Annotated in this window: 17 protein-coding genes; 7 read left to right on the forward strand and 10 right to left on the reverse strand. The window is 67.4% G+C overall.

Features of this window, described 5'->3' with window-relative positions; all coding sequences use genetic code 11:
• Positions 1 to 10 precede the first annotated feature (10 nt).
• A complete protein-coding gene (locus U4Y88_RS04280) occupies positions 11 to 982 on the reverse strand; it encodes an acetyltransferase (RefSeq protein ID WP_224012291.1) in 972 nt (323 codons plus the stop codon).
• Positions 983 to 1259: 277 nt separating this feature from the next.
• Here U4Y88_RS04280 and U4Y88_RS04285 point away from each other — a divergent pair, with 277 nt between their 5' ends.
• Entirely contained in the window at positions 1260 to 2963 is a 1704-nt protein-coding gene (locus U4Y88_RS04285) for an AAA family ATPase (protein ID WP_321782475.1), read from the forward strand.
• A gap of 34 nt (positions 2964 to 2997) precedes the next feature.
• Here U4Y88_RS04285 and U4Y88_RS04290 read toward each other — a convergent pair whose 3' ends face one another.
• Positions 2998 to 3393 (reverse strand): transposase, encoded by a 396-nt coding sequence (locus U4Y88_RS04290; RefSeq protein WP_224012293.1) that lies wholly within the window; start codon positions 3391 to 3393, stop codon positions 2998 to 3000.
• Between the two features lie 197 nt (positions 3394 to 3590).
• Between U4Y88_RS04290 and U4Y88_RS04295 the strand changes: the two genes are divergently transcribed.
• A complete protein-coding gene (locus U4Y88_RS04295) occupies positions 3591 to 4445 on the forward strand; it encodes a DUF72 domain-containing protein (RefSeq protein WP_321782477.1) in 855 nt (284 codons plus the stop codon).
• Positions 4446 to 4493: 48 nt separating this feature from the next.
• Here the strand turns inward: U4Y88_RS04295 and U4Y88_RS04300 are convergent, their stop codons facing one another.
• Positions 4494 to 5135 carry a TetR/AcrR family transcriptional regulator gene (locus U4Y88_RS04300; protein ID WP_321782479.1) on the reverse strand — a complete coding sequence of 214 codons (642 nt, stop codon included), beginning with the start codon at positions 5133 to 5135 and terminating at the stop codon, positions 4494 to 4496.
• 173 nt (positions 5136 to 5308) lie between these two features.
• The gene (locus U4Y88_RS04305) at positions 5309 to 6853 is read right to left on the reverse strand and encodes an RNA polymerase factor sigma-54 (protein ID WP_321782481.1); all 1545 of its coding nucleotides are present in this window, start codon (positions 6851 to 6853) and stop codon (positions 5309 to 5311) included.
• A 357-nt stretch (positions 6854 to 7210) separates the two neighbouring features.
• Here U4Y88_RS04305 and U4Y88_RS04310 point away from each other — a divergent pair, with 357 nt between their 5' ends.
• Positions 7211 to 7555 (forward strand): BON domain-containing protein, encoded by a 345-nt coding sequence (locus U4Y88_RS04310; RefSeq protein WP_224015465.1) that lies wholly within the window; start codon positions 7211 to 7213, stop codon positions 7553 to 7555.
• A gap of 139 nt (positions 7556 to 7694) precedes the next feature.
• Here U4Y88_RS04310 and U4Y88_RS04315 read toward each other — a convergent pair whose 3' ends face one another.
• The gene (locus tag U4Y88_RS04315) at positions 7695 to 8741 is read right to left on the reverse strand and encodes an aldo/keto reductase (RefSeq protein ID WP_321782483.1); all 1047 of its coding nucleotides are present in this window, start codon (positions 8739 to 8741) and stop codon (positions 7695 to 7697) included.
• Positions 8742 to 8934: 193 nt separating this feature from the next.
• Between U4Y88_RS04315 and U4Y88_RS04320 the strand changes: the two genes are divergently transcribed.
• Positions 8935 to 13539 carry a DEAD/DEAH box helicase gene (locus tag U4Y88_RS04320; protein ID WP_321782485.1) on the forward strand — a complete coding sequence of 1535 codons (4605 nt, stop codon included), beginning with the start codon at positions 8935 to 8937 and terminating at the stop codon, positions 13537 to 13539.
• Positions 13540 to 13894: 355 nt separating this feature from the next.
• Here the strand turns inward: U4Y88_RS04320 and U4Y88_RS04325 are convergent, their stop codons facing one another.
• Entirely contained in the window at positions 13895 to 16528 is a 2634-nt protein-coding gene (locus tag U4Y88_RS04325; protein WP_321782487.1) for a heavy metal translocating P-type ATPase, read from the reverse strand.
• 82 nt (positions 16529 to 16610) lie between these two features.
• On the opposite strand from U4Y88_RS04325, the gene cadR reads away from it, so the two are divergent.
• Positions 16611 to 17093: a Cd(II)/Pb(II)-responsive transcriptional regulator gene (gene cadR / locus U4Y88_RS04330; protein ID WP_321782489.1), complete on the forward strand. Its 483-nt coding sequence runs from the start codon at positions 16611 to 16613 to the stop codon at positions 17091 to 17093.
• A gap of 107 nt (positions 17094 to 17200) precedes the next feature.
• On the opposite strand, the gene U4Y88_RS04335 is transcribed toward cadR, so the two are convergent.
• The gene (locus tag U4Y88_RS04335) at positions 17201 to 18670 is read right to left on the reverse strand and encodes a M20 family metallopeptidase (RefSeq protein ID WP_415774389.1); all 1470 of its coding nucleotides are present in this window, start codon (positions 18668 to 18670) and stop codon (positions 17201 to 17203) included.
• A 218-nt stretch (positions 18671 to 18888) separates the two neighbouring features.
• Between U4Y88_RS04335 and U4Y88_RS04340 the strand changes: the two genes are divergently transcribed.
• A complete protein-coding gene (locus U4Y88_RS04340; protein WP_224015477.1) occupies positions 18889 to 19221 on the forward strand; it encodes a superinfection immunity protein in 333 nt (110 codons plus the stop codon).
• Positions 19222 to 19451: 230 nt separating this feature from the next.
• Positions 19452 to 20084, forward strand: coding sequence for a LysE family translocator (locus tag U4Y88_RS04345; protein WP_224015479.1), 633 nt, complete (start codon positions 19452 to 19454; stop codon positions 20082 to 20084).
• 114 nt (positions 20085 to 20198) lie between these two features.
• Here the strand turns inward: U4Y88_RS04345 and U4Y88_RS04350 are convergent, their stop codons facing one another.
• The 3 genes from U4Y88_RS04350 to U4Y88_RS04360 all read right to left on the reverse strand — a co-directional run bounded on the left by U4Y88_RS04350 (position 20199) and on the right by U4Y88_RS04360 (position 23196).
• Positions 20199 to 20489 carry a YodC family protein gene (locus tag U4Y88_RS04350; RefSeq protein ID WP_321782494.1) on the reverse strand — a complete coding sequence of 97 codons (291 nt, stop codon included), beginning with the start codon at positions 20487 to 20489 and terminating at the stop codon, positions 20199 to 20201.
• Between the two features lie 688 nt (positions 20490 to 21177).
• A complete protein-coding gene (locus U4Y88_RS04355) occupies positions 21178 to 21744 on the reverse strand; it encodes a carboxymuconolactone decarboxylase family protein (RefSeq protein WP_321782496.1) in 567 nt (188 codons plus the stop codon).
• A gap of 87 nt (positions 21745 to 21831) precedes the next feature.
• Positions 21832 to 23196, reverse strand: coding sequence for an aspartate aminotransferase family protein (locus tag U4Y88_RS04360; RefSeq protein ID WP_321782498.1), 1365 nt, complete (start codon positions 23194 to 23196; stop codon positions 21832 to 21834).
• Positions 23197 to 23221: the final 25 nt, after the last annotated feature.

Consider the following 23221-nt stretch of genomic DNA (forward strand, 5'->3'; position numbering starts at 1 on the left):
CGCAGAACGCTCAACGCGTCTTGACGCCGCCGAACACGCGCGCGAACGCGGTGCAGAACTGGTCGAGCTTGTCCGATTCGAGGCAGTCGATGCCCGCCGCGCCCACCCGGCCGTTGCCGCCGGGGAACGCGCGGCACAGTTCGTCGGCGCCGCGCGGACGTTCGAGCGGCGCGCGCACGCTCGCGGCATAGTTGCCGTCCGCGTTCAGGGTCAGCACCGCGTGCGCGCACGACGGCTCCTCCAGCGCGAGCACGTTCGCGAACACGCCGCGCACGCGCCGCGCCCACGGTTCGTCGGGCAGCACGCAAACGCTGCCGTACTGGAACGCGACCAGCGGCGTGATTTCCTGGGCCAGTTCGAGATCGTCGCGGCGGCAGGCCGACAGACGCTGCATCAGCGGCGCCGAAGCGATGAACTCGAACGGATCGGCGTAAGGCTTGATCGCCTCGTAAAGCGCGGCGGGCGCGATAAAGAGGTCTTCGACGCAGTCGCCGTAAGCGTTGTAGTTGAGCGACTCGCCGAGTTCGCAAAGCTGCTCCGTCTGCGTGTCAGAGAGACCGGCCTCGCGCGCGAGCGCCTGGGCGGTGGCGGGCAGGTTGTCGCCGAACGCCGCCGCGATCGCCCACGGACGATGGCGGCCGCCCAGATGACGATCGACCAGCACGCTCGTGCAGACCTGCGCGGTGGTGTCGATATGGGCGATGAGATTGACGTTGACCGGCAGGTCGCCGGCGTGATGGTGGTCGAAGTACTCGACGTGCACGCCCTTGCGCAGCAAGGCGTTGACCGCTTCGCGGTTGGTGTCGAACGAGATGTCGAGCACGGTGAGCGAGTCGCCCTCGTGCGCGTCCACGCGTTTGACGAGCGCGATGTCGCGCTTCACGCCGGTGACCAGCGTGGCCTCGCGCGGCCGGGCGAGGCGAAGCTGATGCAGCGCGCAGATGCCGTCCGCGTCGCCGTTGAATACGTCGAAATGCGCCATGTGCCGAAGATTCCGTTGCGTTGAGCCTCACAGTATCGCGCACAGGCGGCCAATCCCGCAAAGGTCGCCCGAGACTGACGCCCGCGCAGGATGATTCGCTCAATCGCGCGGATGCCGGTCCCGTGCGGTCGTCGGAAGGCGGCATGGGCGCGCACGGGGGGCACAGCCGCGTCGGCGGCGAACGGCACGCGGTATGCTCGGAAGCTCGACGCTGCGGTTCGGCTTCGCGCTTCCTCCCTCCTCCTCGACACCACCGATCTGACGCCTCCAGCCGCCGATGCCCGACACCGACACCAAGCCCCCCGCCGCGCTCCACGTCCAGAACCGCCTGCGCGCCGCGCGCCGCCACGGCCGCGCTCTCGACAAAGCGCTGCGCCGCACGCGCACCTATGCGCACCCGGCGGGCCGCATCGTGCGGATCGAAACGCATATTTCCGTGGTGTATCTGGCCGGGCGCTACGCATACAAAATCATGAAGCCGGTCAATTTCGGTTTCGTCGATTTCACGACGCTCGACGCGCGGCGGCGCTGCTGCGAGGCCGAAATCCGGATCAACCGGCCTTTCGCGGGACAGATTTATCGTGATGTCCAGGCGATCGTGCGGCGTGCGCGCGGTGTCGTGCTGAAGCGTGCGGCGCGTGGCGTCGGCGACGTGTTCAGCGTTGCGGGCGTGTTCGATTACGCCGTGCGCATGCGGCGCTTCGATCAGCGCGAACTGTTTTCCCGGCGGCTCGCGGCGGGTGTCCTCTCGTCCGCCGATATCGACGCCGCCGCCGCCAAACTCGCCGCCTGCCATCGCGAGGCGCCGCGTGTCGGCGGCGTGCGGGGCGCGCCAGGTTGCGCCACGCCTTATGGATCGGCGTCGCTGCTGGGCCGACAGATATTCGACGCGCTCGTGCCGCTCGAACGCGACGCGCGCAGCGCCGGATTCGTGCGCGACGCCGCGTTGCGCGCGTGGTGCGAAGCCGCGCTGACGCGCCTCGCCTCACGGCTCGACGCGCGCCGCATCGACGGCTTCGTGCGCGCCTGCCACGGCGATCTGCATCTCGACAACATCGTTCGGTGCGGACGGCACGCGCTGCTGTTCGACTGCATCGAGTTCAGCGAGGCGCTGCGCTGGATCGACATCGCCAGCGATCTGGCCTTTCTCGTGATGGACCTGCGCGCGCACGGCCGAGACGATCTCGCCAATCGCCTGCTCGCGCGCTATCTCGACGCGACCGGCGACTTCGGCGGGCTGGCCGCGCTGCGCCTTTATGTTGTCTATCGCGCGCTGGTGCGGGCGCTCGTCGCGCAACTGAAGACGCCGCCCGCCACCGCCGACGACGCCGCCCAAACCCCGACGCCAGGCCAGCGCTACCTCGACCTCGCGGCGCGCGAGGTCCGCGAAGCCAACAGCACGCGTCCGCCGTGGCTGCTGCTTTGCCACGGCTTTTCGGGTTCGGGGAAGTCGGTCGCGAGCCGTGCGTTCGCGGCCTTGAGCGGCGCGATCCGCATTTCAAGCGATATCGAGCGCAAACGCGCCAACGTGCTCGACGCGCCCGCGCTGGGCGCGCTGCCGCCGCAAGCTTACACGCGCGAGGCGATCGACGCGCATTACACGCGGCTCGTCGCGCTGGCGTCCGAGGTGCTGGGCGCGGGCTATACGGTGCTGATTGACGCGACCTTCCTGCAGCGGGCGAACCGCCAACGCTTCGCAGAACTCGCGCAGCGTTCAGGCGTGCCGATGCTGATACTCGACTTTCACGCCGACACGGCGCGGCTCGTGGAACGCGTGAACGCGCGCGCGGCCGGGCCGCGCGATCCTTCGGATGCGGGCGAAGCGGTGCTCGCCACGCAACTCGCGAACGCCGAGGCGCTCGACGACGAGGAAAGACGCATGACCGTGCAACTGAACACCGACGTGCCCATCGAAACGTTCAGCGACAAGGCGTGGTGGAAGCCGGTCTGGGCGCGCATGAACGCGGCGGCGGACTCATAATCCGCTTGACGCACGCAACGAAACCGCGTCGCCTTCAGGTGCGCGCGAGCGGCCAGCGCAGCGAGAGCGCTACCGGAAATCGAGGCGCCTTGCGACCGGCCGGTGCGCGCCACGGCTGCATGCGCGCGCTCATGGCCGCGCACAGCGCGAGCCCTTCTTCGCCGTAGAGACGCGACATGGCCTGCTGCACGAGCCCCGCGTCGAACCACAGCTTGAAGCGGCGATGGCAGGTGCGGAAGTCGGGGTAGCGCTCGGGCAGCTTCGCCCAGACGGAACCGGTGGTGAGCACCCAGACGATGCCTTCGAAAACGGCACGCGGGCTATGCGCGGGACGGCCGCGACGCGGACCGCTGGAGCGGATTTCATGAAAGAGCGGTTCGACGCTGCGCCATTGCGCATCGGTCAGCTCTGGAGTAGGACGAGACTGCATCTGATATTCCAAGTGAGGTTTGTCTGACACACACCGACTAAATTAGCCTCACTCCATCCCAGAAAATATCGGACTATGCCTAAAACGCTCCGAAAATCTGCCATGCCATTCACGCTGCGCTGGGCGTGCCAAACTGCCGCGCCCAGCGCCTTAAAGCGGACCCTCACGAACGAACACCAACGAACACGGACGAATCGATGACACGCTCCTCCGCCGCCGCCCGCCCCAACACGCGCAAGCCAGCGGGACGCATTCGCGTCGGCATCGGCGGCTGGATCTACGCGCCGTGGCGCGGCGCCTTCTATCCCGACGGACTCGCCCAGCGCCTCGAACTCGATTACGCGAGCCGCCGCCTCGGCTCGCTCGAAATCAACTCGACGTACTACGGCGCGCAGCGTCCGACGAGCTTCGCGCGCTGGCGAGACGAGACGCCCGACGACTTCGTGTTCGCGCTAAAAGGCCCGCGCTTCGCGATGAACCGGCGCGCGCTCGCCGAAGCCGGCGCGTCGATCGAGCGTTTTCTCACGGGCGGCGTGCTCGAACTCGGCGACAAGCTCGGGCCGATCAACTGGCAACTGATGCCCGGCAAGCGCTTCGAACCCGACGACTACGCGCGCTTTCTCGACCTGCTGCCCGACGAAGTCGGCGGTCGCGCGCTGCGGCACGCGCTCGAAGTGCGGCACGAGAGTTTTTGCACGCCGGAATTCGTCGCGCTGGCCCGCAGCCGCGGCGCGGCCATCGTGATGTCGGGCGACTCCGAGTATCCGCAGATCGCCGACGCGAGCGCGCCCTTCGTCTACGCGCGCATCATGGGCACGGACGAGCGGCATCCGCTTGGCTATTCGAGCGCCGATCTCGACCGCTGGGCCGATCGCACGATTGCCTGGTCGCACGGCGAGACGCCCGATGATCTGGACACCTATGCAAAACCGCTCAAGGCGAAAACGGGCCGCGACGTGTTTCTCTATGTGATCAGCGGCCACAAGACGCACAACCCGGCCGCCGCGATGGCGCTCATCGAGCGCTTGCGCGAGCGCGGCGCGAACGCCTGAAATCGGCGACGCTCAAGCCACTTAAGCCACTCAAGCCACTCAAGCCACTCAAGCCGCGCACGCCGAGCGCAGCAGATATCCCACCACCGCATGCGTGGCGCGCGTCTCCAGCGCGGCGGCATCGGTTTCTCCGCGCGCGCCCGCAGCGTCGACCATGCCGCGCACGATCGCGTAGACATCGTGCGCAGCGGTCTCGACATCCGGCAGACGCGGCGCATCGGCGAGACTGAACGCGTGCAAAAGCGTCGCGTGCAGGCGCTCGCTCACGCGCGCATCGCGTTCGCCGAGCGGCAAGCGCGCTTCCTCGAAGTCGAGCACGCGCGCGAGCACGGGCCGCCGCATCTGATGCTCGACCGAGGCGCTGATCACTTCGCGCAGCGCCGCTTCGCAGCTGCTCGCCGCGCCCGCGTGTTCGAGCGCCACGAGCAATGGCGCGCTCTCGCGGTCGATCAATGCGGCCGTGAGCGCGTCGCGGTTCGGAAAGTATTGATAGAGCGAGCCGACGCTCACGCCCGCGCGTTCGGCAATGGCGTTGGTCGTGTAACCGCCGGGGCCGCGCGTTTCGAGAATACGCGCGGCCGCTTCGAGAATCGCGTCGACGGTTGCGGCCGAGCGGCGCTGTTTGGGCTGCTTACGGGCGTCAAGCGGAGTTGGGCGGCGACGTGCGCCGCCGCGTGGCGTCGGAGTCATGATTCGGGGGCGAAAGTTAAAACTGAGAAAAACTGAGCGATTGCTCGCATTTTAACCGGGCCTTGCCGCGCGCCCGCCTTCCACCTGATGAACGAAAAATCATCGACGCAAAAAAGCGGCGACGGATTACTCCGTCGCCGCTTTCAAACACGCTTCAAACGCAATTCATCCGCTCAAATCTGCCGACGCATTTCCGCCGCGGGCAGCTTCATCATCTGCCGATACTTCGTGACCGTCCGGCGCGCCACGCGCACGCCCTGCTTTTCGAGTTCCTGCGTCAGCACCACATCCGAGAGCGGGTCCTTCGGATTTTCCGCGTCGATCATTTCCTTGATCAGCGCGCGCACCGCCGCCGCCGAGCACGTGCCGCCCGTGCGCGTTTCCAGCTCGCGCGGGAAGAAACGCTTGAATTCGAAAATGCCGCGCGGCGTCGCCATGTACTTGTTGCCCGTGGCGCGCGAAACCGTGGATTCGTGCAGGCCGAGTTCGTCGGCGACGTCGCGCAGCAGCATCGGACGCAGCGCGATTTCGCCGTACTGGAAGAACGCCTTCTGACGCGCGACGATACATTCGCCCACGCGCAGAATCGTTTCGCAGCGCTTGTGCGCATTGCGGATCAGCCAGCGCGCTTCCTGCAATTGCTGCGCGAGCGGCGAGCGGCTCGTCTGGTCCGAGCGCGCGAACATTTCGGCGTAGAGCTTGTGGATGCGCGCGCGCGGCTCGATGGCCGGATTCACGCTCACGACCCACTTGCCGCGCACCTGACGCACGATCACGTCCGGGACGACATAGCCGCCGTCGGCGCGTCCGTAATGGTTGCCGGGCTTCGGATCGAGGCGGCGCACCAGCGCGGTCGCGGCCTGCAACGCCTGCGCATCGCAGCCGAGCTGACGCTGCAGTTCGCCGTTCTCGCGGCGCGCGAGGCGTTCGAGATGCTGCGTGACGATTTGATGCGCGAGATCGCGATGCGGCGTGTCCTCGGGCATGGCGTCGAGTTGCAGCGCGAGACATTCGGACAGCGAACGCGCGCCGATGCCGGGCCGGTCGAGCGTCTGCACGACGCGCAGCGCCACGCGCAGGCGGTCCTCGTCGAGCGCTTCGCCGATGTCCTCGAAGTCGGTCAGCTCGGACAGTTCCTGACGCAGATAGCCGTCGTCGTCGAGCGCTTCGATCACGATCTGCGCCGCCGCGCGGTCGAGGTCGTCGAGCGGCGACAGACGCAGCGAGTCGTGCAGTTGCTCGCGCAGCGAGAGCGGCACGCGCACCCAGTCGGAGGCGTCGGAATCGCCATCTTCCGAGCCGCGGTAATTCGACGATGTGCGCAGCGCGCCCGTCGACGGCATGTCGGCCGAATACGAGGCGCCGTCGTCGGGATAGCCGGAGTTGTCGTCGCTGAAGCTGGCCGGTTCGTCGCTGTAGCTCGACGAATCTTGCGGCATCGCGGCTTCCATGCCGCCGTCCATGCCGCCTTCGGGCAGTTCGGCCGTCGTCGTGGGTGCGTCCGCCGCCGCGCCGATGCCCGCCGCGCCGTCGGCGGCCTCGGCGGCTTCACCGGTTTCCGTCGCGGGCGGAACGTATTCGAGGAACGGATTGGTGTCGAGCGCTTCGCGCAGCTCCTGCTGGAATTCGAGGGACGAGAGCTGCAGCAGGCGCACGGCCTGCTGGAGGCGGGGCGTCAGCGCCAGATGCTGGCGCGTTTGTAACGCGATGGAAGGCATGGCGGTCCCGTTCTTGAAATGAGGTTGAGCGTTAGCCTTCCTGATGCAACACCCATGCCAGTTTTTACAACAGCTTGTTTTATAACGGGATCGCGCCTTGCGAGCGCGCAAATCAGCCGACAAATTGAAGTGCGCCACCGACGTTTTTACAATCACCCGGCAAAATTGCGTGCCCGAATGGGGCGCTATCGCGGGCCGCTTTCTCGACCTGCCCGCACCTTCACTTCACTGCAGAAAACCGCCCAATTCCCAGATAGTGCGTCCTTCGCGGCGGTTTCGCGGACGATCGACGCGGCGCGGCACGGACCTTGCGGAGACAGTCGGCGGATCCAACCAGAAACCAGAAAAGGAGAAGCCATGAACCGCATCCCTCTGCTCAAGACCGCCGCAGGCGTGGCCTGCATGACCTTCGCGCTCGTGGCGGGCGCCCAGACGAACAGCGCGTCCACCGCGCCCGCGAGTTCGGAAAGCGTGGGTCAACACATCGACGACACCACCATCACCACCAAGGTGAAGGCCGAACTGCTCGGCGCGAAGAACGTGAAGTCCGAACACATTCACGTGAAGACGCGCAAGGGCGTCGTGTCGCTGACCGGCAGCGTGCCGAGCGCCGAGGATCGCGACAACGCCAAGCAAGTCGTGGAAGGCGTGTCGGGCGTGAACTCGGTGAAGAACCATCTGAAGATCGTCGCGTCGCAGTGAGGCCGCGCGGCGTCGCGTGACGCGCTGACGCTCTGACGCCACGCCGCGACACCCGCCACTGCGTAAAAGCCGCCCGCACTGCGCGCTCATCGACATGAACGCGCGCGCGGGCGGCTTTTACGTTCTACCGCCGCAAACCTCAACCCCGCTCGGCCTGCTTCAACTGCTCGCGCCGCGCATCGCCCTGACGTGCGAGCATCCAGCCCGGATATTCCGCAGGCAGACCGCTGACGTCGTCGAGAATCGCGAGTTCTTCCGCGCTGAGCTTCACCTTCGTCGCGGCCACGTTGTCATCGAGCTGATCCGTGCGTTTCGCGCCGATGATCACCGTCGTCACCGCACGCTGATGCAGCAGCCACGCCAGCGCGATCTGCGCGACCGACACGCCCTTCTTTTCCGCGATCGGCCGCATCGCATCGATGCAGTCCCACGCGCGCTCGCGCTCCACGGGCGGAAAATCGAAAGTCGTGCGGCGGCTGCCCGCCTCGCCCTGCTTGTCGCGGCCGTATTTGCCGCTCAGCAAGCCGCCCGCGAGCGGACTCCACACCATCAGCCCGAGCCCTTCGCTCGCGAGCATCGGCACGATCTCGCGTTCGAGGTCGCGGCCCGCGATCGTGTAATACGCCTGCAAGGACTGAAACTGCGCGAGCCCGTGATGCTGCGCAATGCCGAGCGCCTTCACGATCTGCCACGCGGCCCAGTTCGACACGCCCACGTAGCGCACATGGCCGTGCTGCACGAGCGTATCGAGCGCGCGCACGGTTTCCTCGATCGGCGTGGCCGGGTCGAAACCGTGAATCTGATAGAGGTCGATGTGGTCGAGCTGCAGACGCTTGAGGCTCGCCTTCACGCCTTCCATGATGTGATAGCGCGTCGCGCCGCGCTGGTTCGGCGACGGGCCCATTTCGCCGAGCACCTTGGTCGCGACCACCACTTGATCGCGCACAATCTTGAGGTTCTTGAGCGCCTGGCCCGTGATCTGCTCGGAAATGCCTTGCGAGTAGACGTCGGCGGTATCGATGAAGTTGATGCCCGCGTCGAGCGCGCGGCCGACGAGGCGTTCGGCGTCGGCCTGTTGCAGGTCGCCGATCTGGTTCCAGATGCCGGCGCCGCCCCCGAACGTCATGGTGCCGAGGCACAGTTCGGACACGAACAGGCCGGTGCGGCCCAGAGGATTCAATCGCATGGTGGAACTCCTGATGACACGTGAGTGGGTCGAGGAAACATCCAACCGGGCGAGGATACTGCGTTCGCGTTTGCCCGGCCACGACGCCGGGCAAACGCGCGCGAAACCTGCCAGACTGGCGCCAGACCGTGACGCCCGCGACATCCGGCGCGACACCTGGAAATTCGCGCGCCGCGCCCTCATCTTCGTGCCCATGAACCCGCCCTCGACCGTCTCGCTCCAGGCCGATCCGCCCTCGCCCTCCGACGCACAGGCCAGGCCTCGCCGACGCCGCGCCGCGCCCGCCGACGATCCGCTCGCGCAGTTCCATCCGGCCGTGGCTGGCTGGTTCCGGCGCAGTTTCGACGCGCCCACGGCCGCGCAGCGCGCCGCCTGGCCGCTGATCGCGAGCCATCGCGCCACGCTGGTCGCCGCGCCGACGGGCTCGGGCAAGACGCTCACGGCCTTTCTCGCCGCGCTCGACGAACTGGTGCGCGAAGGCCTCGCGAACGGCGGCGCGCTGCCCGACGCTACGCTCGTGGTCTACGTCTCGCCGCTCAAGGCGCTCTCGAACGACATCCGCCTGAATCTGGAGCAGCCGCTCGCGGGCATCGGCGAGGAACTCGCGCGCCTGAAGCTGCCGCCGGTCGAGATCCGCACCGCCGTGCGCACCGGCGACACGCCGCAGCCCGAACGCGCCGCGCTGCGCAAACGCGCGCCGCACATCCTCGTGACGACGCCCGAATCGCTCTACGTGCTGCTCGGTTCCGAATCGGGACGGCGCATGCTGGCGAGCGCGCGCAGCGTGATCGTCGACGAAATTCACGCGCTCGCAGGCAACAAGCGCGGCGCGCATCTCGCGCTGAGCCTCGAACGGCTCGACGCGCTGTGCGGGCGCAGGCTGCTGCGCGTCGGGTTGTCGGCGACGCAGAAACCGATCGAGACCGTGGCGCGTTTTCTGGTCGGTGTCGGCGATGGCGATGACGGCGGCGATAGCGATGAAAAGAACGATGCGCGCACCGCGCCCGCCTGTGAAATCGTCGACGTGGGCCACGCGCGCGAGCGCGATCTCGCGCTCGAAGTGCCGCCCGTGCCGCTCGAAGCCGTCATGGCCAACGACGTCTGGGAGCGCGTCTACGACCGCATGGCCGAACTCGTCGCGCTGCATCGCACCACGCTCGTATTCGTGAACACGCGACGCATGGCCGAGCGCGTGGCGCGTCATCTGACCGACCGGCTCGGCAGCGAGGTCGTGGCCGCGCATCACGGCAGCCTCGCGCGCGAACATCGCTTCGAGGCCGAACAGCGCCTGAAACGCGGCGATTTGCGCGTGCTGGTCGCGACCGCGTCGCTCGAACTGGGCATCGATATCGGCGACGTCGATCTGGTCGTGCAGATCGGCTCGCCGCGCTCGATCGCCGCGTTTTTGCAGCGCGTCGGGCGCTCGGGCCACCAGGTCGGCGGCACGCCGAAGGGCCGGCTCTTTCCCACGTCGCGCGACGATCTGATCGAATGCGCTGCGCTGCTCGACTGCGTGCGGCGCGGCGAACTCGACCGCCTCGCGCTGCCGCACACGCCGCTCGACGTGCTCTCGCAGCAGATCGTGGCCGAAGTGGCCTGCGAGGAATGGAACGAGGACGCGCTCTACGCGCTCGCGCGCCGCACCGCGCCGTTCGCCGCGCTCGAACGCGCGCAGTTCGACGCCGTGCTGCGCATGCTCGCGGAAGGCTACACGAGCCGCCACGGGCCGCGCGCGGCGTATCTGCATCGCGACGTGGTGAGCCACACGCTGCGCGCGCGGCGCGGCGCGCGGCTCGTCGCGCTGACCTCGGGCGGCACGATTCCCGATAACGCCGATTACGCCGTGCTGCTCGAACCGCAGGGCGTGCAGATCGGCACCGTCAACGAGGATTTCGCGGTCGAAAGTCTCGCGGGCGACGTGTTCCAGCTCGGCAATGCCTCGTACCGGATTCTGCGTATCGAAGCGGGACGCGTGCGCGTCGAGGATGCGCAGGGCCAGCCGCCGAACATCCCGTTCTGGCTCGGCGAAGCGCCGGGACGCAGCGACGAATTGTCGTTCGCGATTTCGCGTCTGCGCACGCAGATCGAGACGCTGCTGCGTGAATGCGATAATGATTCGGATGCCGAACCATCATCAGCGAAGAATGCAGCGAGCGCGGCGAGCATCGAACGCGCCATTACCTGGCTCATCGACACCCTGAATCTCGACGACGCCTCCGCGCGCCAGATCGTCGAGTATCTCGCGCGCGCCCGCCAGGCGCTCACCGTGCTGCCCTCGCAGGACACGCTCGTGATGGAGCGCTTCTTCGACGAAGCGGGCGGCACGCAACTCGTGATTCACGCGCCGTTCGGCAGCCGCGTGAATCGCGCGTGGGGGCTCGCGCTGCGCAAGCGTTTCTGCCGTCAGTTCAATTTCGAATTGCAGGCGGCCGCGACCGAGGACGCCATCATTCTCTCGCTCACGGGCGCGCATAGCTTCGCGCTCGACGAGGTGTGGCGCTATCTGCATTCGAATTCCGCCGAGCATCTGCTGGTGCAGGCGCTGCTCGACGCGCCGCTGTTCGGCGTGCGCTGGCGCTGGAATGCGACCACGGCGCTCGCGCTGCCGCGTCAGACCGGCGGACGCAAGACGCCGCCGCAAATCCAGCGCATGCGCAGCGAGGATCTGCTCGCGGCCGTGTTTCCCGATCAGGTCGCGTGCGTCGAAAACCTCGCGGGCGAGCGCGAGATTCCCACGCATCCGCTCGTCGATCAGACGCTCGACGACTGCCTGCACGACGCGATGGACACCGACGCCTGGCTCGCGCTGCTGCGCCGCATCGAGTCGCGCGGCGTGGCGCTCGTGACGCGCGATCTTTCCGCGCCCTCGCCGCTCGCGGCCGAGATCCTGACCGCGCGCCCCTACGCGTTTCTCGACGATGCGCCGATCGAGGAGCGCCGCACCCAGGCCGTGCTGTCGCGGCGCTGGAGCGATCCCGAATCCGCCGACGATCTGGGCGCGCTCGACGCCGACGCCATCGCGAATGTGTGCGAGGAAGCGTGGCCGCAAGTGCGCAACGCCGATGAAATGCACGACGCGCTCAGCACGCTCGGCGCGCTCGCGCACAGCGAAATCGGGCGCGAGCCAAACGCGCGCGACTGGCAGACGTGGCTCGCCGAACTCGCCGCGGCCGGACGCGCGACGCGCGTGCCGGTCGTGCACAACGAAACCGGCGATGAAGCCTTGTGGGTCAGCGTCGAGCGGCTCGCCTGCGTGCGCGCCGTCTATCCGCAGGCGCGCTGCGAACCGCCGCTTACGCCGCCGCCCGAGTACGACGAGCCGTGGACCGAAGACGCCGCGCTCGTCGAACTGATCCGCGCGCGGCTCTCGGGTTTCGGGCCGCTGACCGTCGCGCAGATCGCGCGTCCGCTCGCGCTCGAAGCGAGCGTGGTTGCGCTCGCGCTCGAAGCGAGCGTGGTTGCGCTCGCGCTGACGCGCCTCGAAGCCGAGGGCACGGTGATGCGCGGCCGCTTCACGCCGGGCGCGCGCGACGAGGAATGGTGCGAGCGTCACCTGCTCGCGCGCATTCATCGCTACACCGTGCGCAAGCTGCGCCGCGAAATCGAGCCGGTCGAGCGCCACGATTTCATGCGCTTCCTGTTCGAATGGCAGCACGTCGCGCGCGACGCACGCGGCTCGGGACGCGACACGCTCGCGGCGATGCTCGAACAACTGGAAGGCTGGGAAGCGTCGGCGCTCGCGTGGGAGGACGAGATCCTGCCCGCGCGCATCGACGATTACACGCCGATGCTGCTCGACGAACTCTGCCGCTCGGGACGCCTCGCCTGGGCGCGGCTGCCCGCGCGCGCGAGTGCGGCGTCGACGACCGTGCGCAGCACGCCGGTCGTGTTGTTGCCGCGCCGCGAACTGGCGCGCTGGACCGCGCTGGTCGACGCGCCCGACACCAACGGGCTGTCGGCGCGCGCGCAACGCGTGTACGCCGCGCTGCTGCGGCACGGCGCGATGTTCTTCGACGAACTGGCCGCCGACGCGCATCTGCTCGGCGTCGAACTCGAAAACGCGCTGGGCGAACTGGTAGCCGCCGGACTCGTGAACGCCGACAGCTTCGCGGGCTTGCGCGCGCTCGTGAAGCCCGCTGCGAAGCGCAATGCGCATCACGGACGACGCAAACCGCGCGGCTTCGGCCCGCTCGCGGGCGGGATGGCGGACGCGGGACGATGGGCGGTGCTGCGGCGCGTGGCACCGGATGATGTGCAGTCAGCCGCGACGGACGATAGCGGCGCGCGCCCGACGCGCGTGGTGGCAGCGAATGCCGCGCGACGTCCGCCCGCCGCGCCGGAGTTGCTCGAACACATCGCGAACGTGCTGCTGCGCCGCTACGGCGTGGTGTGCTGGCAAGTGCTCGCGCGCGAGGCGGCGTGGCTGCCGCCGTGGCGCGATCTGCTGCGCGTGCTGCATCGGATGGAAGCGCGCGGACAGGTGCGCGGCGGACGCTTCGTGACCGGGCTTTCAGGCGAGCAGTTCGCGCTGCCCGAAGCGGTCGCGCTGTTGCGCGACGTGCGGCGGCGCGGAGATCGTTCGGATGACGAAACGGTGTGCATCGCTGCCGTCGATCCGCTGAATCTGGTCGGGTCGGTGTTGCCCGGCGAGAAGGTGCCCGCGGTCGCAGGCAATCGCCTCGCGTTTCGCGATGGCGTGCCCGTCGCCGCGCTGGTTGCGGGACGTTTCGAGTTTCGCGGCGAGTTCGATGAGGCGACGCGCGCCGAGTTGCGCGCCGCGCTGGCGAGGGGCGCGTAGCGGTTGGGAGCGCGCTTCGGTTGCGGCTGCTTGACGGTGCCTGACGCTTTGGGGCTTTGGGGCTTCGGGGCCTCGGGCGCGGGCTTTTCGGTTAGCAGCGCCTGTCGCATCGGTGTATGTGGCGTGGACTTCCGAGGCTGGTTCCTTTGCGGCGCAGCCGTCGCTTCGTCCGCGACGCCATTCTTAATGGCTGCGCGCGCGTGGAACATTTCGTCCCGCTTCCACACTCTGCAAGCCATGCATTGACGCATACGTTTCCTTTCCTCACCGACCTCGCCAATTCAGCCACACCGCGCGGATATGGCAGTTAGTTGCAATTCGAAGCGTTTCGCGTAAAGCAGCACAAAACCGTCAGTTAGTTGCGAACACGCCCCGCCACCGGCGCGCCGCCAAAATGCCGCCGCACCCGCAAGCCATTCGCGACCACCAGCAAGCTGGCGCCGACATCGGCGAACACGGCCATCCAGAGCGTCGCCTCGCCCGCCAGCGCGAGCACGAGAAACACCGCCTTGATGCCGAGCGCCAGCGCGATGTTCTGCATCAGCACCGCCGACACCTTGCGGCTCAAGCCCACGAACGCCGCGATCTTGCGCGGATCGTCGTCCATGAACGCGACGTCGGCGGTTTCGAGCGCCGTCGCCGTGCCCGCCGCGCCCATCGCGAAGCCGATGTCGGCGCGCGCGAGCGCGGGCGCGTCGTTCACGCCATCGCCGACCATCGCCGTCATGCCGTGGCGCGCCGACAGATCGGCGACCGCGTCCTGCTTGTCCTGCGGCAGCAGATTGCCGCGCGCGTCGTCGATACCGAGCTGCGCCGCGATCGCGCGCGCCGTCGCCGGGTTATCGCCGGTCAGCATGACGGGCGTCACGCCGAGTTGCTTGAGCGCGCGCACGGCGTCCGCGCTTTCGGGCCGCACGGCGTCGGCGACCGCGAACAGCGCAACGGCTTCGCGCGGCGAACACAGCACGATCGCCGTCTTGCCCTGCGTTTCGAGCGCCGCGAGGCGCGCTTCGAGATCCGGCGAGCACACGCCCAGCGACTCGACGAGCCGATGATTGCCGAGATGCCAGATCTCGCCCGCGATGCGCCCCGTCACGCCGAGCCCGTTGAGCACCGCGAAATCGCCGACGGAGGCCAGCGCGACCTGAGCGCCCTGCGCATCGCGCGCCCGCCAGCCCGCGACGACGGCGCGCGCGACCGGATGCGCGCTTGCGTCGTCGAGACTCGCGGCGAGGCGCAGCGCTTCCTCGACGGGCAGCGCGCCGAGCGCGACCGCATCGGTCAGCACCGGCTCGCCGCGCGTGAGCGTGCCGGTCTTGTCGAGCGCGACGGCCTTGAGCAGCCGGCCGCGTTCGAGCCACACGCCGCCCTTCACGAGCATGCCCGCGCGGGCCGCGGCGGCGAGGCCGCTCACCACCGTCACGGGCGTCGAAACGACCAGCGCGCACGGGCACGCGATCACCAGCAGCACGAGCGACTTGTAGAGCCACGCGCTCCACGCGCCACCGAACGCGAGCGGCCCGGCCACCGCGATCAGCACCGCCAGCGCGACGACGGCGGGCGTGTAGTAGCGCGCGAACTGATCGACGAAACGCTGCGTGGGCGCGCGCTGCGCCTGCGCCTGCTGGACCGCCGCCGCGATGCGCGCGAGCGTGCTGTCACGCGCGATCGCCGTGACGCGCGCCTCCACGACGCCATCGACGACGATGCTGCCCGCATAGAGCGCATCGCCTGGCGCCTTGTCGACGGGCAGGCTTTCGCCGGTGATGGGCGCCTGGTCGAGCGCGGCGCGGCCCGACTCGACGCGCGCATCGAGCGGCACGCGCTCGCCGGTACGCACGCGGATGCGGCTGCCCACGGCGACGTCGGCGACCGCGAGCGTGCGCCATTCGGTTTCGGCGCTCCAGACTTCGGCGGTTTCAGGCGCGAGCGCGGTCAGCGAGCGGATCGCGTGACGCGCGCGTTCGAGCGAGAGCGCCTCGATTTCCTCGGCGAGCGCGAACAGGAACACGACCATCGCCGCTTCCGGCCACTTGCCGATGACGATTGCGCCGGCCACCGCCAGCGACATCAGGAAGTAGATGTTGATCGTGACGTTCTTGAGCGCGATCCAGCCCTTGCGCAGCGTCGGCAAGCCCGCGCAGAGCAGCGAAACGACCGCGCAGATCAGGACCGGCACGCCGGCTTCGTGGCCCGTGGTCCACGCGAGGACTTCCGCGGCCGCAGCGGCGACGCCGCTCGCGGCGAGCAGCAGCTTCTGGCGCAGCGCGAGGCCGACGGTCGGCTCGGACGCGGCGGCGGCGTTCTCGGCGGGGTCGTCGGCGAGTGGACGCGGCGCCATGTCGAGCGCGTGCAACGCGGCTTCGAGCGGCTGCGCATCGGGCAGACGGTGATAGACGGTCAGTTCGCGCGCGAGCAGGTCGAAGTCGAGCCGCGCGACGCCCGGCATCGGTTCGAGCCGGTTGCGGATCAGCCGCTCCTCGGTCGGGCAGTCCATGTTGTCGATGCGGTAGCGCGCCCGCTGCGTGCCGTCGGGCGCGGGTTCCAGCGCGCGTTGACGGTCGGCGGGTTGCGGCGCGGATCCGTGGCAGCAGGATGAGGCGGCGTGCGAGTGGTCGTGATCGGCGTGATCGTGTGAGTGATCGTGGGCGTGATCGTGGGCGTGCGAGTGGTCGTGGGCCGCATGGTCCGCGTGATCGTGACCATGATCGGCGTGACCGTGCGCGTGCTCATGGTCCTGCGAATGCTCGTGGCAGTGATCGCCGCAAGCCTGCGCAACCGGCGCCAGTTCCACCGCCTTGCGCGCCCCGCTGTCGTGATCGTCGTGATCGCCATGGCACCCGCAGGCAGGCTCGTGATCGTGCCCCGCTTGCTTCGACTGCTTCAACGCCGCGCCCGATGCCGCGCCGACGCCGTCCGCGCCCGGCGTATCGGCGCGCGCCCGATATCGGCAAGCGAGCACCAACCGCGACAAGAATGCCTGACCCATGGCCGAGTTCTCCCAAAGATGACAGAATCATTGGACAGCCTGTAGTCGCTACAGGGTCAAGCCATTTTTGGGGACTGTGACGATGAGAATCGGTGAACTGGCGCGCCACGCGCACTGCGACGTGGAAACCGTGCGCTTCTACGAGCGCGAGGGCCTGCTCGACGAACCCGCGCGCGAAACCAACGGCTACCGCAGCTACACGGCCGCGCACGCCGCGCAACTGAACTTCATCCGCCATTGCCGTTCGCTGGGCATCGGTCTCGCCGACATCCGCACGCTACGGCGCTTTCAGGCGGACCCGAGCCAGCCTTGCGATGAAGTCAACGACCTGATCGACAGCCAGATCGCGCGCATTCATCAACAGATCGAATCGATGCGCACGCTCGAACAGCAACTACGCACGCTGCGCGAAAGCTGCCATGCACACCACAGCAGCAGCGCCGAGTGCGGAATCATGAAGAATCTCGAGCAGCCGATCGACGAGGAAAACTGCTCGTGCCACGCGGATACGCCTCATGCGGATGGCGTGCCACTCGACGCGCCCGCGCTCCACCCGCACCACTGACTGGCGCGAGACGAGCGCCCCGCATCTCACCTTTCACCGCTCACCGCAACACTTCGCCCGGAACCCTTCCAGGCAAAGCATCGCGACAAAACTACCGCTTCAACGCATCAAGGCGCCTTGGCGATCACTTCGGCCACGGTCGCCGTGAGCTTCTTCGCGTAGGGCACGTGCAGGAACTCGTTCGGCCCGTGCGCATTCGACTTCGGGCCGAGCACGCCGCAGACCATGAACTGCGATTTCGGGAAACCGGCTTGCAGCACGTTCATCAGCGGAATCGTGCCGCCTTGGCCCAGATACGCACAGTCGGCGCCGAAATGCGTGCGCGAGGCGTCGTCGAGCGCGCCGGCCAGCCACGGCGCGAGATCGGGCGCGCTCCAGCCGTTGGCCGCGCCGGCGTCGGGCTTGAACGTGACCTTCGCGTTATACGGCGGGTCGAGTTCCAGCAGCGCCTTCAGTTCCGCCACCGCCTTCGACGCCTCCACGAGCGGCGGCAGCCGCAGCGAGAGCTTGAACGCCGTACGCGGACGCAGCACGTTGCCCGCGTCGGCGAGCGCGGGCAGGCCCGCCGCGCCCGTCACGGACAGCGAGGGCCGCCACGTCGAATCGAGCAGCGCCTGCTGCGGATCGCTGGTGGTGGGCAGCACGCGGCGGCCGTCCTGGCCGCACGCCCAGGGCATGCTTTTCCAGACGTTTTCGCCGAGGATCTGCGCGGTGGCTTCCGCCTCCGACAACCGCCGCGAGGGAATCGCGCAATGGAAGCCCTTGGGCAGCAGCGTGCCGCTCGCCGAATCTTCGAGCCGCTCGAACAACTGCCGCATGATGCGGAAGCTCGACGGCGCGATACCGCCATACGAGCCCGAGTGAATGCCCTCCTCCAGCACCTCGACTTCGAGATCGCCGGAGACGAGCCCGCGCAGCGACGTGGTGAGCCAGAGCTGGTCGTAATTGCCCGCGCCGGAATCGAGACATACCACGAGCCCCACGTTGCCGAGCCGCTCGCGCAGCGCATCGACATACGGCAGCAGGTCGTAACTGCCCGACTCCTCGCAGGTTTCAATCAGGCCCACGCAACGCGGACGCTCGATGCCCTGCGCGTCGAGCGCCGCCAGCGCCGTGACGCTCGCGTAGATCGCATAGCCGTCGTCCGCGCCGCCGCGCCCGTAGAGGCGGCCGTCTTCGAGCTTGGGCGTCCACGGGCCGAGGTCGTTACGCCAGCCCGCGAACTCGGGCTGCTTGTCCAGATGGCCGTACAGCACGACGGTTTCGCTGCTGCCCGAACGCGTGGCCGGAGCCTCGAAGAAGATCACCGGCGTACGGCCCGCCAGCCTGACGATTTCGAGCTTGAGGCCGCGCACCGGCTGCTGCTCGGCCCACTGCGCCGCTTCCTGCACGACGCGCTCCAGATAGCCGTGCTTCGCCCAGTCGGGATCGAACGCCGGACTCTTCGCGGGCACGGCGATGTAGTCCGTGAGCGCGGGCACGATTTCGTCGTTCCACTTGCGCTCGACGAAGGCGCGCAGGGCGTCGTGATCGAGTTGACGGGTGTCCTCTGTCGTGTCTGATCTCATGGCGGGCATTCCTGCGAAGAAAAACCCGATGATAGACCCGAACGGCCGTCCGGCGGCGGGTTCGCCAAAAACGTTGGCCATCCGGCCAGGACGATAACGCGGCAAACCTAGGACGCGTAAAGAGCAGACAAAAGACCGATAAACACCAATAAAGGACAATTCAGCGCGCGACGCCGATCCGCGCGACAATGACTCATCGGGGGCGCCCCATCCACGGAGGATCGACCATGGCGAGCCATTCCATCTTCGAGATCGTCGTGCTGCTCGCGGCGGTCGTGGTCTACTTCCTGCCCGCGCTGATCGCGGACAAGCGCGCGCGTCACGACCTGCTGACGATCGCGCTGTTCAACGCGGTGATCGGCTGGACGGTGCTGGGCTGGCTGCTCGCGCTCTACTGGGCGCTGCAACCGAATCCGCCCAAGGATCTCGGCGGCAACGTCAAGGTGCGCAGCCGCCGCGTCGGCATGCTGCTGTTTTCGCGCCGCCTCGACGACCGCGTTCAGGCGCGCGACGCCCGCCGCGATCCGGACAACGCCGACCGCGAACGCTCCTCGCACTGAGCGAGGCCTGTTAGAGCACACGCCGAACACGCTGCAAACGCCAAGCGACTTCACAGCCTCGCTCACGCCCAACCCCGCCCTGGCCGGATGGCCAACGTCGCCTGAAAGCCGCGCACGCCGATGCGGCGCATGAAATAATCGGTCTATTGCGTTCGTGCCCGACTAGTTAATAGTTTCGCGGCCTGAACGCATCCCCCCGTAACGTCAACCGCATGCCCACGGAGCCCGCTATGCCCCATGTCGCCCCGCTGTTCGCCTTTGCCGCCGTTGCCCTCGGCATGGCGCTCACGCCCGGACCCAACATGATCTATCTGATCTCGCGTTCGATCTGCCAGGGGCGCAAGGCGGGTCTCATTTCGCTAGGCGGCGTCGCGCTGGGCTTCATCTTCTATATGTTGTGCGCCGCTTTCGGCATTACCGCGCTGCTCATGGCCGTGCCGTTCGCCTACGACGCGCTGCGCCTCGGCGGCGCGCTCTATCTGGCGTGGCTCGCGTGGCAAACGCTCAAGCCGGGCGGCCGCTCGCCATTCCAGGTGCGCGAGCTCACGCCGGACCGTCCCGGCAAGCTGTTCCTGATGGGCTTCGTCACGAACCTGCTGAATCCGAAGGTTGCGATCCTGTATCTCTCGCTGCTGCCGCAGTTCATCGACCCCTCGCGCGGCAGCGTGCTCACGCAGTCGATCGAACTCGGCGCGGTGCAGATCGCGCTTTCCGTGACGATAAACGCAGCCGCCGCGATCACGGCGGGCACGATCGCATCGTTCCTCGCGGGCCGCCCGAAGTGGCTCGCGCTCCAGCGTTATCTGATGGGAACGGTGTTGGCCGGTCTGGCCGTGCGGATCGCCGCCGAAGGGCAGCGCTAAGCCGCTCATCGAGCCGCGAAGAGGGTTTGCTGAATCGACGTCGCTGAATACGGGCGGATAGACAGACCAATGCAGATGGCGCGCGGCATCAACCGCGAGCCGTCTGCGCACGGATCAACGGTGGTTGGCCACGCGCGCAGCCGGCATGCGCAGCTTCACTGAGCCAGCCGGAATCGAGCGCGGCTCGATGCGGACCATGTCCTGCGCGAACATGTCCTGACGCAGTTCGCCCTGCTCGTCGAACCATTGGCAGATCAGCCAGTGACCATTGGCGAAGCCCACCGGGCCCGCATACATGACCGTCATGCGCGGTCCGCCCGACTTGAGGGTCACCACATCGCCAATGCCGGACTGGATGGCAGGCAGGCTCTCGACTAGCGCAAGCTCCAAAGTCGTATCAAGCATGATGTTCCCCGGAAAAAGATCGGCCCATTGAAATCCCCGGAGCGGGCCTGAAGTCCCGCTTTGATGCCGCATGGATACCGTTTCCGGCAATAATCTCTTTTCGCGGCTATTAATAAGTTTCGCAAGACTATCAACCCGATTTAATCCGCGCAAGCACTTTTCAATAAGCTTACGTAGAAACCCGTATTCGAATTGGCTAGCCGCAGCCCAGTCATCGATTTGCGTAATCGCACTACGCAAGCAGCGCGCGGAATCCGCCTCCAGCCCGTACCGAAAGGCCTCTGAGGCCATCGCAAGCCATGATCTTCGCAAACAGTATTATTATTTCGCGGCCAGCGGCCCATTCACGGCGAATGGTTCCGCGGCAAAATGACCTGAATATTTGTGATTAACCATGCAGTTCAAATATCGCGAGACCGGTATCCACAAGAAAAATAAACGACTGAAAACGTTTTCCGCACAAAATCGTCCGCTCGTTTTATTTTTTGCATATCGCGCGGGCAATTATTTACCGCTCATTGTTGTTTTTCAAATAAGCATACGGTTGAAAATAGCCGCCTGAAATATGGCCGTCATGCATACCGGACGTAACGGGCGGGTAAGCAAGAACCCGGGCGCAAAAAAGCAAAACGCCCCATCCGGTCGAACCGGACGGGGCGTCGAGTCAAGCCAGTGACCGCGTCGTCGCTTATTCCGCGAACGGCAGCGTGGTCTGCCCTTCGGCGCGCATGCCGAAGGTATTCAGCGTCATCGCGACCAGGGCGTAGTAGCCCAGCAGCCCGACCAGATTGATCGTCGTCTCATGGCCGAAGCGTTCGACCGCGCGTGCGTAGGTGGCGTCGGAAACGCGCTTCGCGTCGTAGAGTTCGGTCGTGAACGCATAGATCAGCGCGTCGTCGGCTTCGTCGAAAAGCGGTTGCGCGCCGGTGCGGATCTGCTCGGCCAGCGTCTCGGGCACGCCCGCCTTCAGCGCGATCGGATAGTGGATGAACCACTCCGCCTGCGCCTGCCAGCGCTGCGCCGTCACGAGAATCGCGAGTTCGGACAGGCGCAGCGGCAGCCCCGTGTTGTAGCGGCAGAACGCGCCGAGGCGCTGCGCGTGCTGCGCCAGTTCCGGGCTGTGGATCCAGCCGAGAAACGGGCCGTTCAGATTGCCGCGCGGCCCGGAAAGGATTTCATCGAGCACAGCCTTCTGCTCGTGCGTCGCGGTTGCGGCGTCGAAGGCCGGCAGCCGCGGTTGGTGGGATTGCGTCATCGCGTGACTCCGGGGTTGTCCGGTTGAGGTCGAAAAAGTATGCCGATTGCGCCGGTCAGGCGTTCAAGTGCTCAGGCGATCAAGCGGTCAGGCCCTGGCCGTCGCACCCGTTGCCCCCATCACGCCCGTCGCCGCCAGCGCGGCACCGATGGCGGCCGCGAGCCGGTCCTCGATCGTATCGATCTCCTGCGCCGTGCAGATGAACGGCGGCGCGAGCAGCACGTGATCGCCGTTCTTGCCGTCGACGGTCCCGCCCATCGGATAGACCATCAGCCCGCGCGCGAACGCCTCGCGCTTGATCGCCGCATGCAGCTTGAGCGCCGGATCGAAGCTCGCCTTGCTCGCGCGGTCCTGCACCAGTTCCACGCCGACAAACAGGCCGCGCCCGCGCACATCGCCGACATACGGATGCTCGGCGTAACGCTCGCGCAGACGCGCGCGCAGTTGCTCGCCGCGCGCGAGCACATTGTCGAGCAGATTTTCCTCGGCGATCACGCGCTGCACTTCGAGCGCCGCCGCGCAGGCCGTCGCGTGGCCGATATAGGTGTGGCCGTGCTGGAAGTAGCCGCTGCCGCCCACGATGGTTTCGTAGATGCGAGCGCTCACGAGCGTCGCGCCGATCGGCTGATAACCGGCGCCCAGCCCCTTCGCGATGGTCAGCAGATCGGGCGCGACGCCGTCTTCCGCGCAGGCGAACAGCCAGCCCGTGCGGCCCATGCCCGACATGATCTCGTCGAGGATCAGCAGCACGCCGTAGCGGTCGCACACCGCGCGGATCTTGCGGAAGTAGTCGCGCACCGGCGGCACCGCGCCGGCCGTCGCGCCGACCACCGTCTCGGCGACGAAGGCCGCGACGTTTTCCGCGCCGAGTTCGAGAATCTTCTGTTCGAGCTCGTCGGCGAGACGCTGCGCGTAAGCTTCGTCGGTTTCGCCTTCATGACGCTCGCGGTACGCGTAGCACGGGCTCACGTGATGCGATTCGATCAGGATCGGCAGGAAGGGCTCGCGGCGCCAGGCGTTGCCGCCGATCGCCAGCGCGCCGAGCGTGTTGCCGTGATAGCTCTGGCGGCGCGCGATGAAATGACGGCGCGTCAGCTCGCCCTTCTCCACGAAGAACTGGCGCGCGAGCTTGAGCGCGGCCTCGATCGCCTCGGAACCGCCCGAGACGAAATACACGTGATCGAGCCCTTCGGGCGCGTTCGCGATCAGGTGATCGGCGAGTTGCTCGGAGGCGTCGGTCGTGAAGAACGACGTGTGCGCGTAGGGCAGTTGCTGCGCCTGGCGCTTGATCGCGTCGATCACGCGCGCGTTGCTGTGGCCGAGGCACGACACGGCCGCGCCGCCGCTCGCGTCGATATAGCGCTTGCCGGTCGAATCGATGATCTCGATGCCCTCGCCCGCCACTGCCACCGGCAGGGTCTGTTTGGGCATGCGATGAAAAACTTTGCTCATGTGCGGTCTCGCTGAATGATGCGAT

Source organism: Paraburkholderia sp. J94, from assembly GCF_905220285.1.
GTDB lineage: Bacteria > Pseudomonadota > Gammaproteobacteria > Burkholderiales > Burkholderiaceae > Paraburkholderia > Paraburkholderia tropica_A.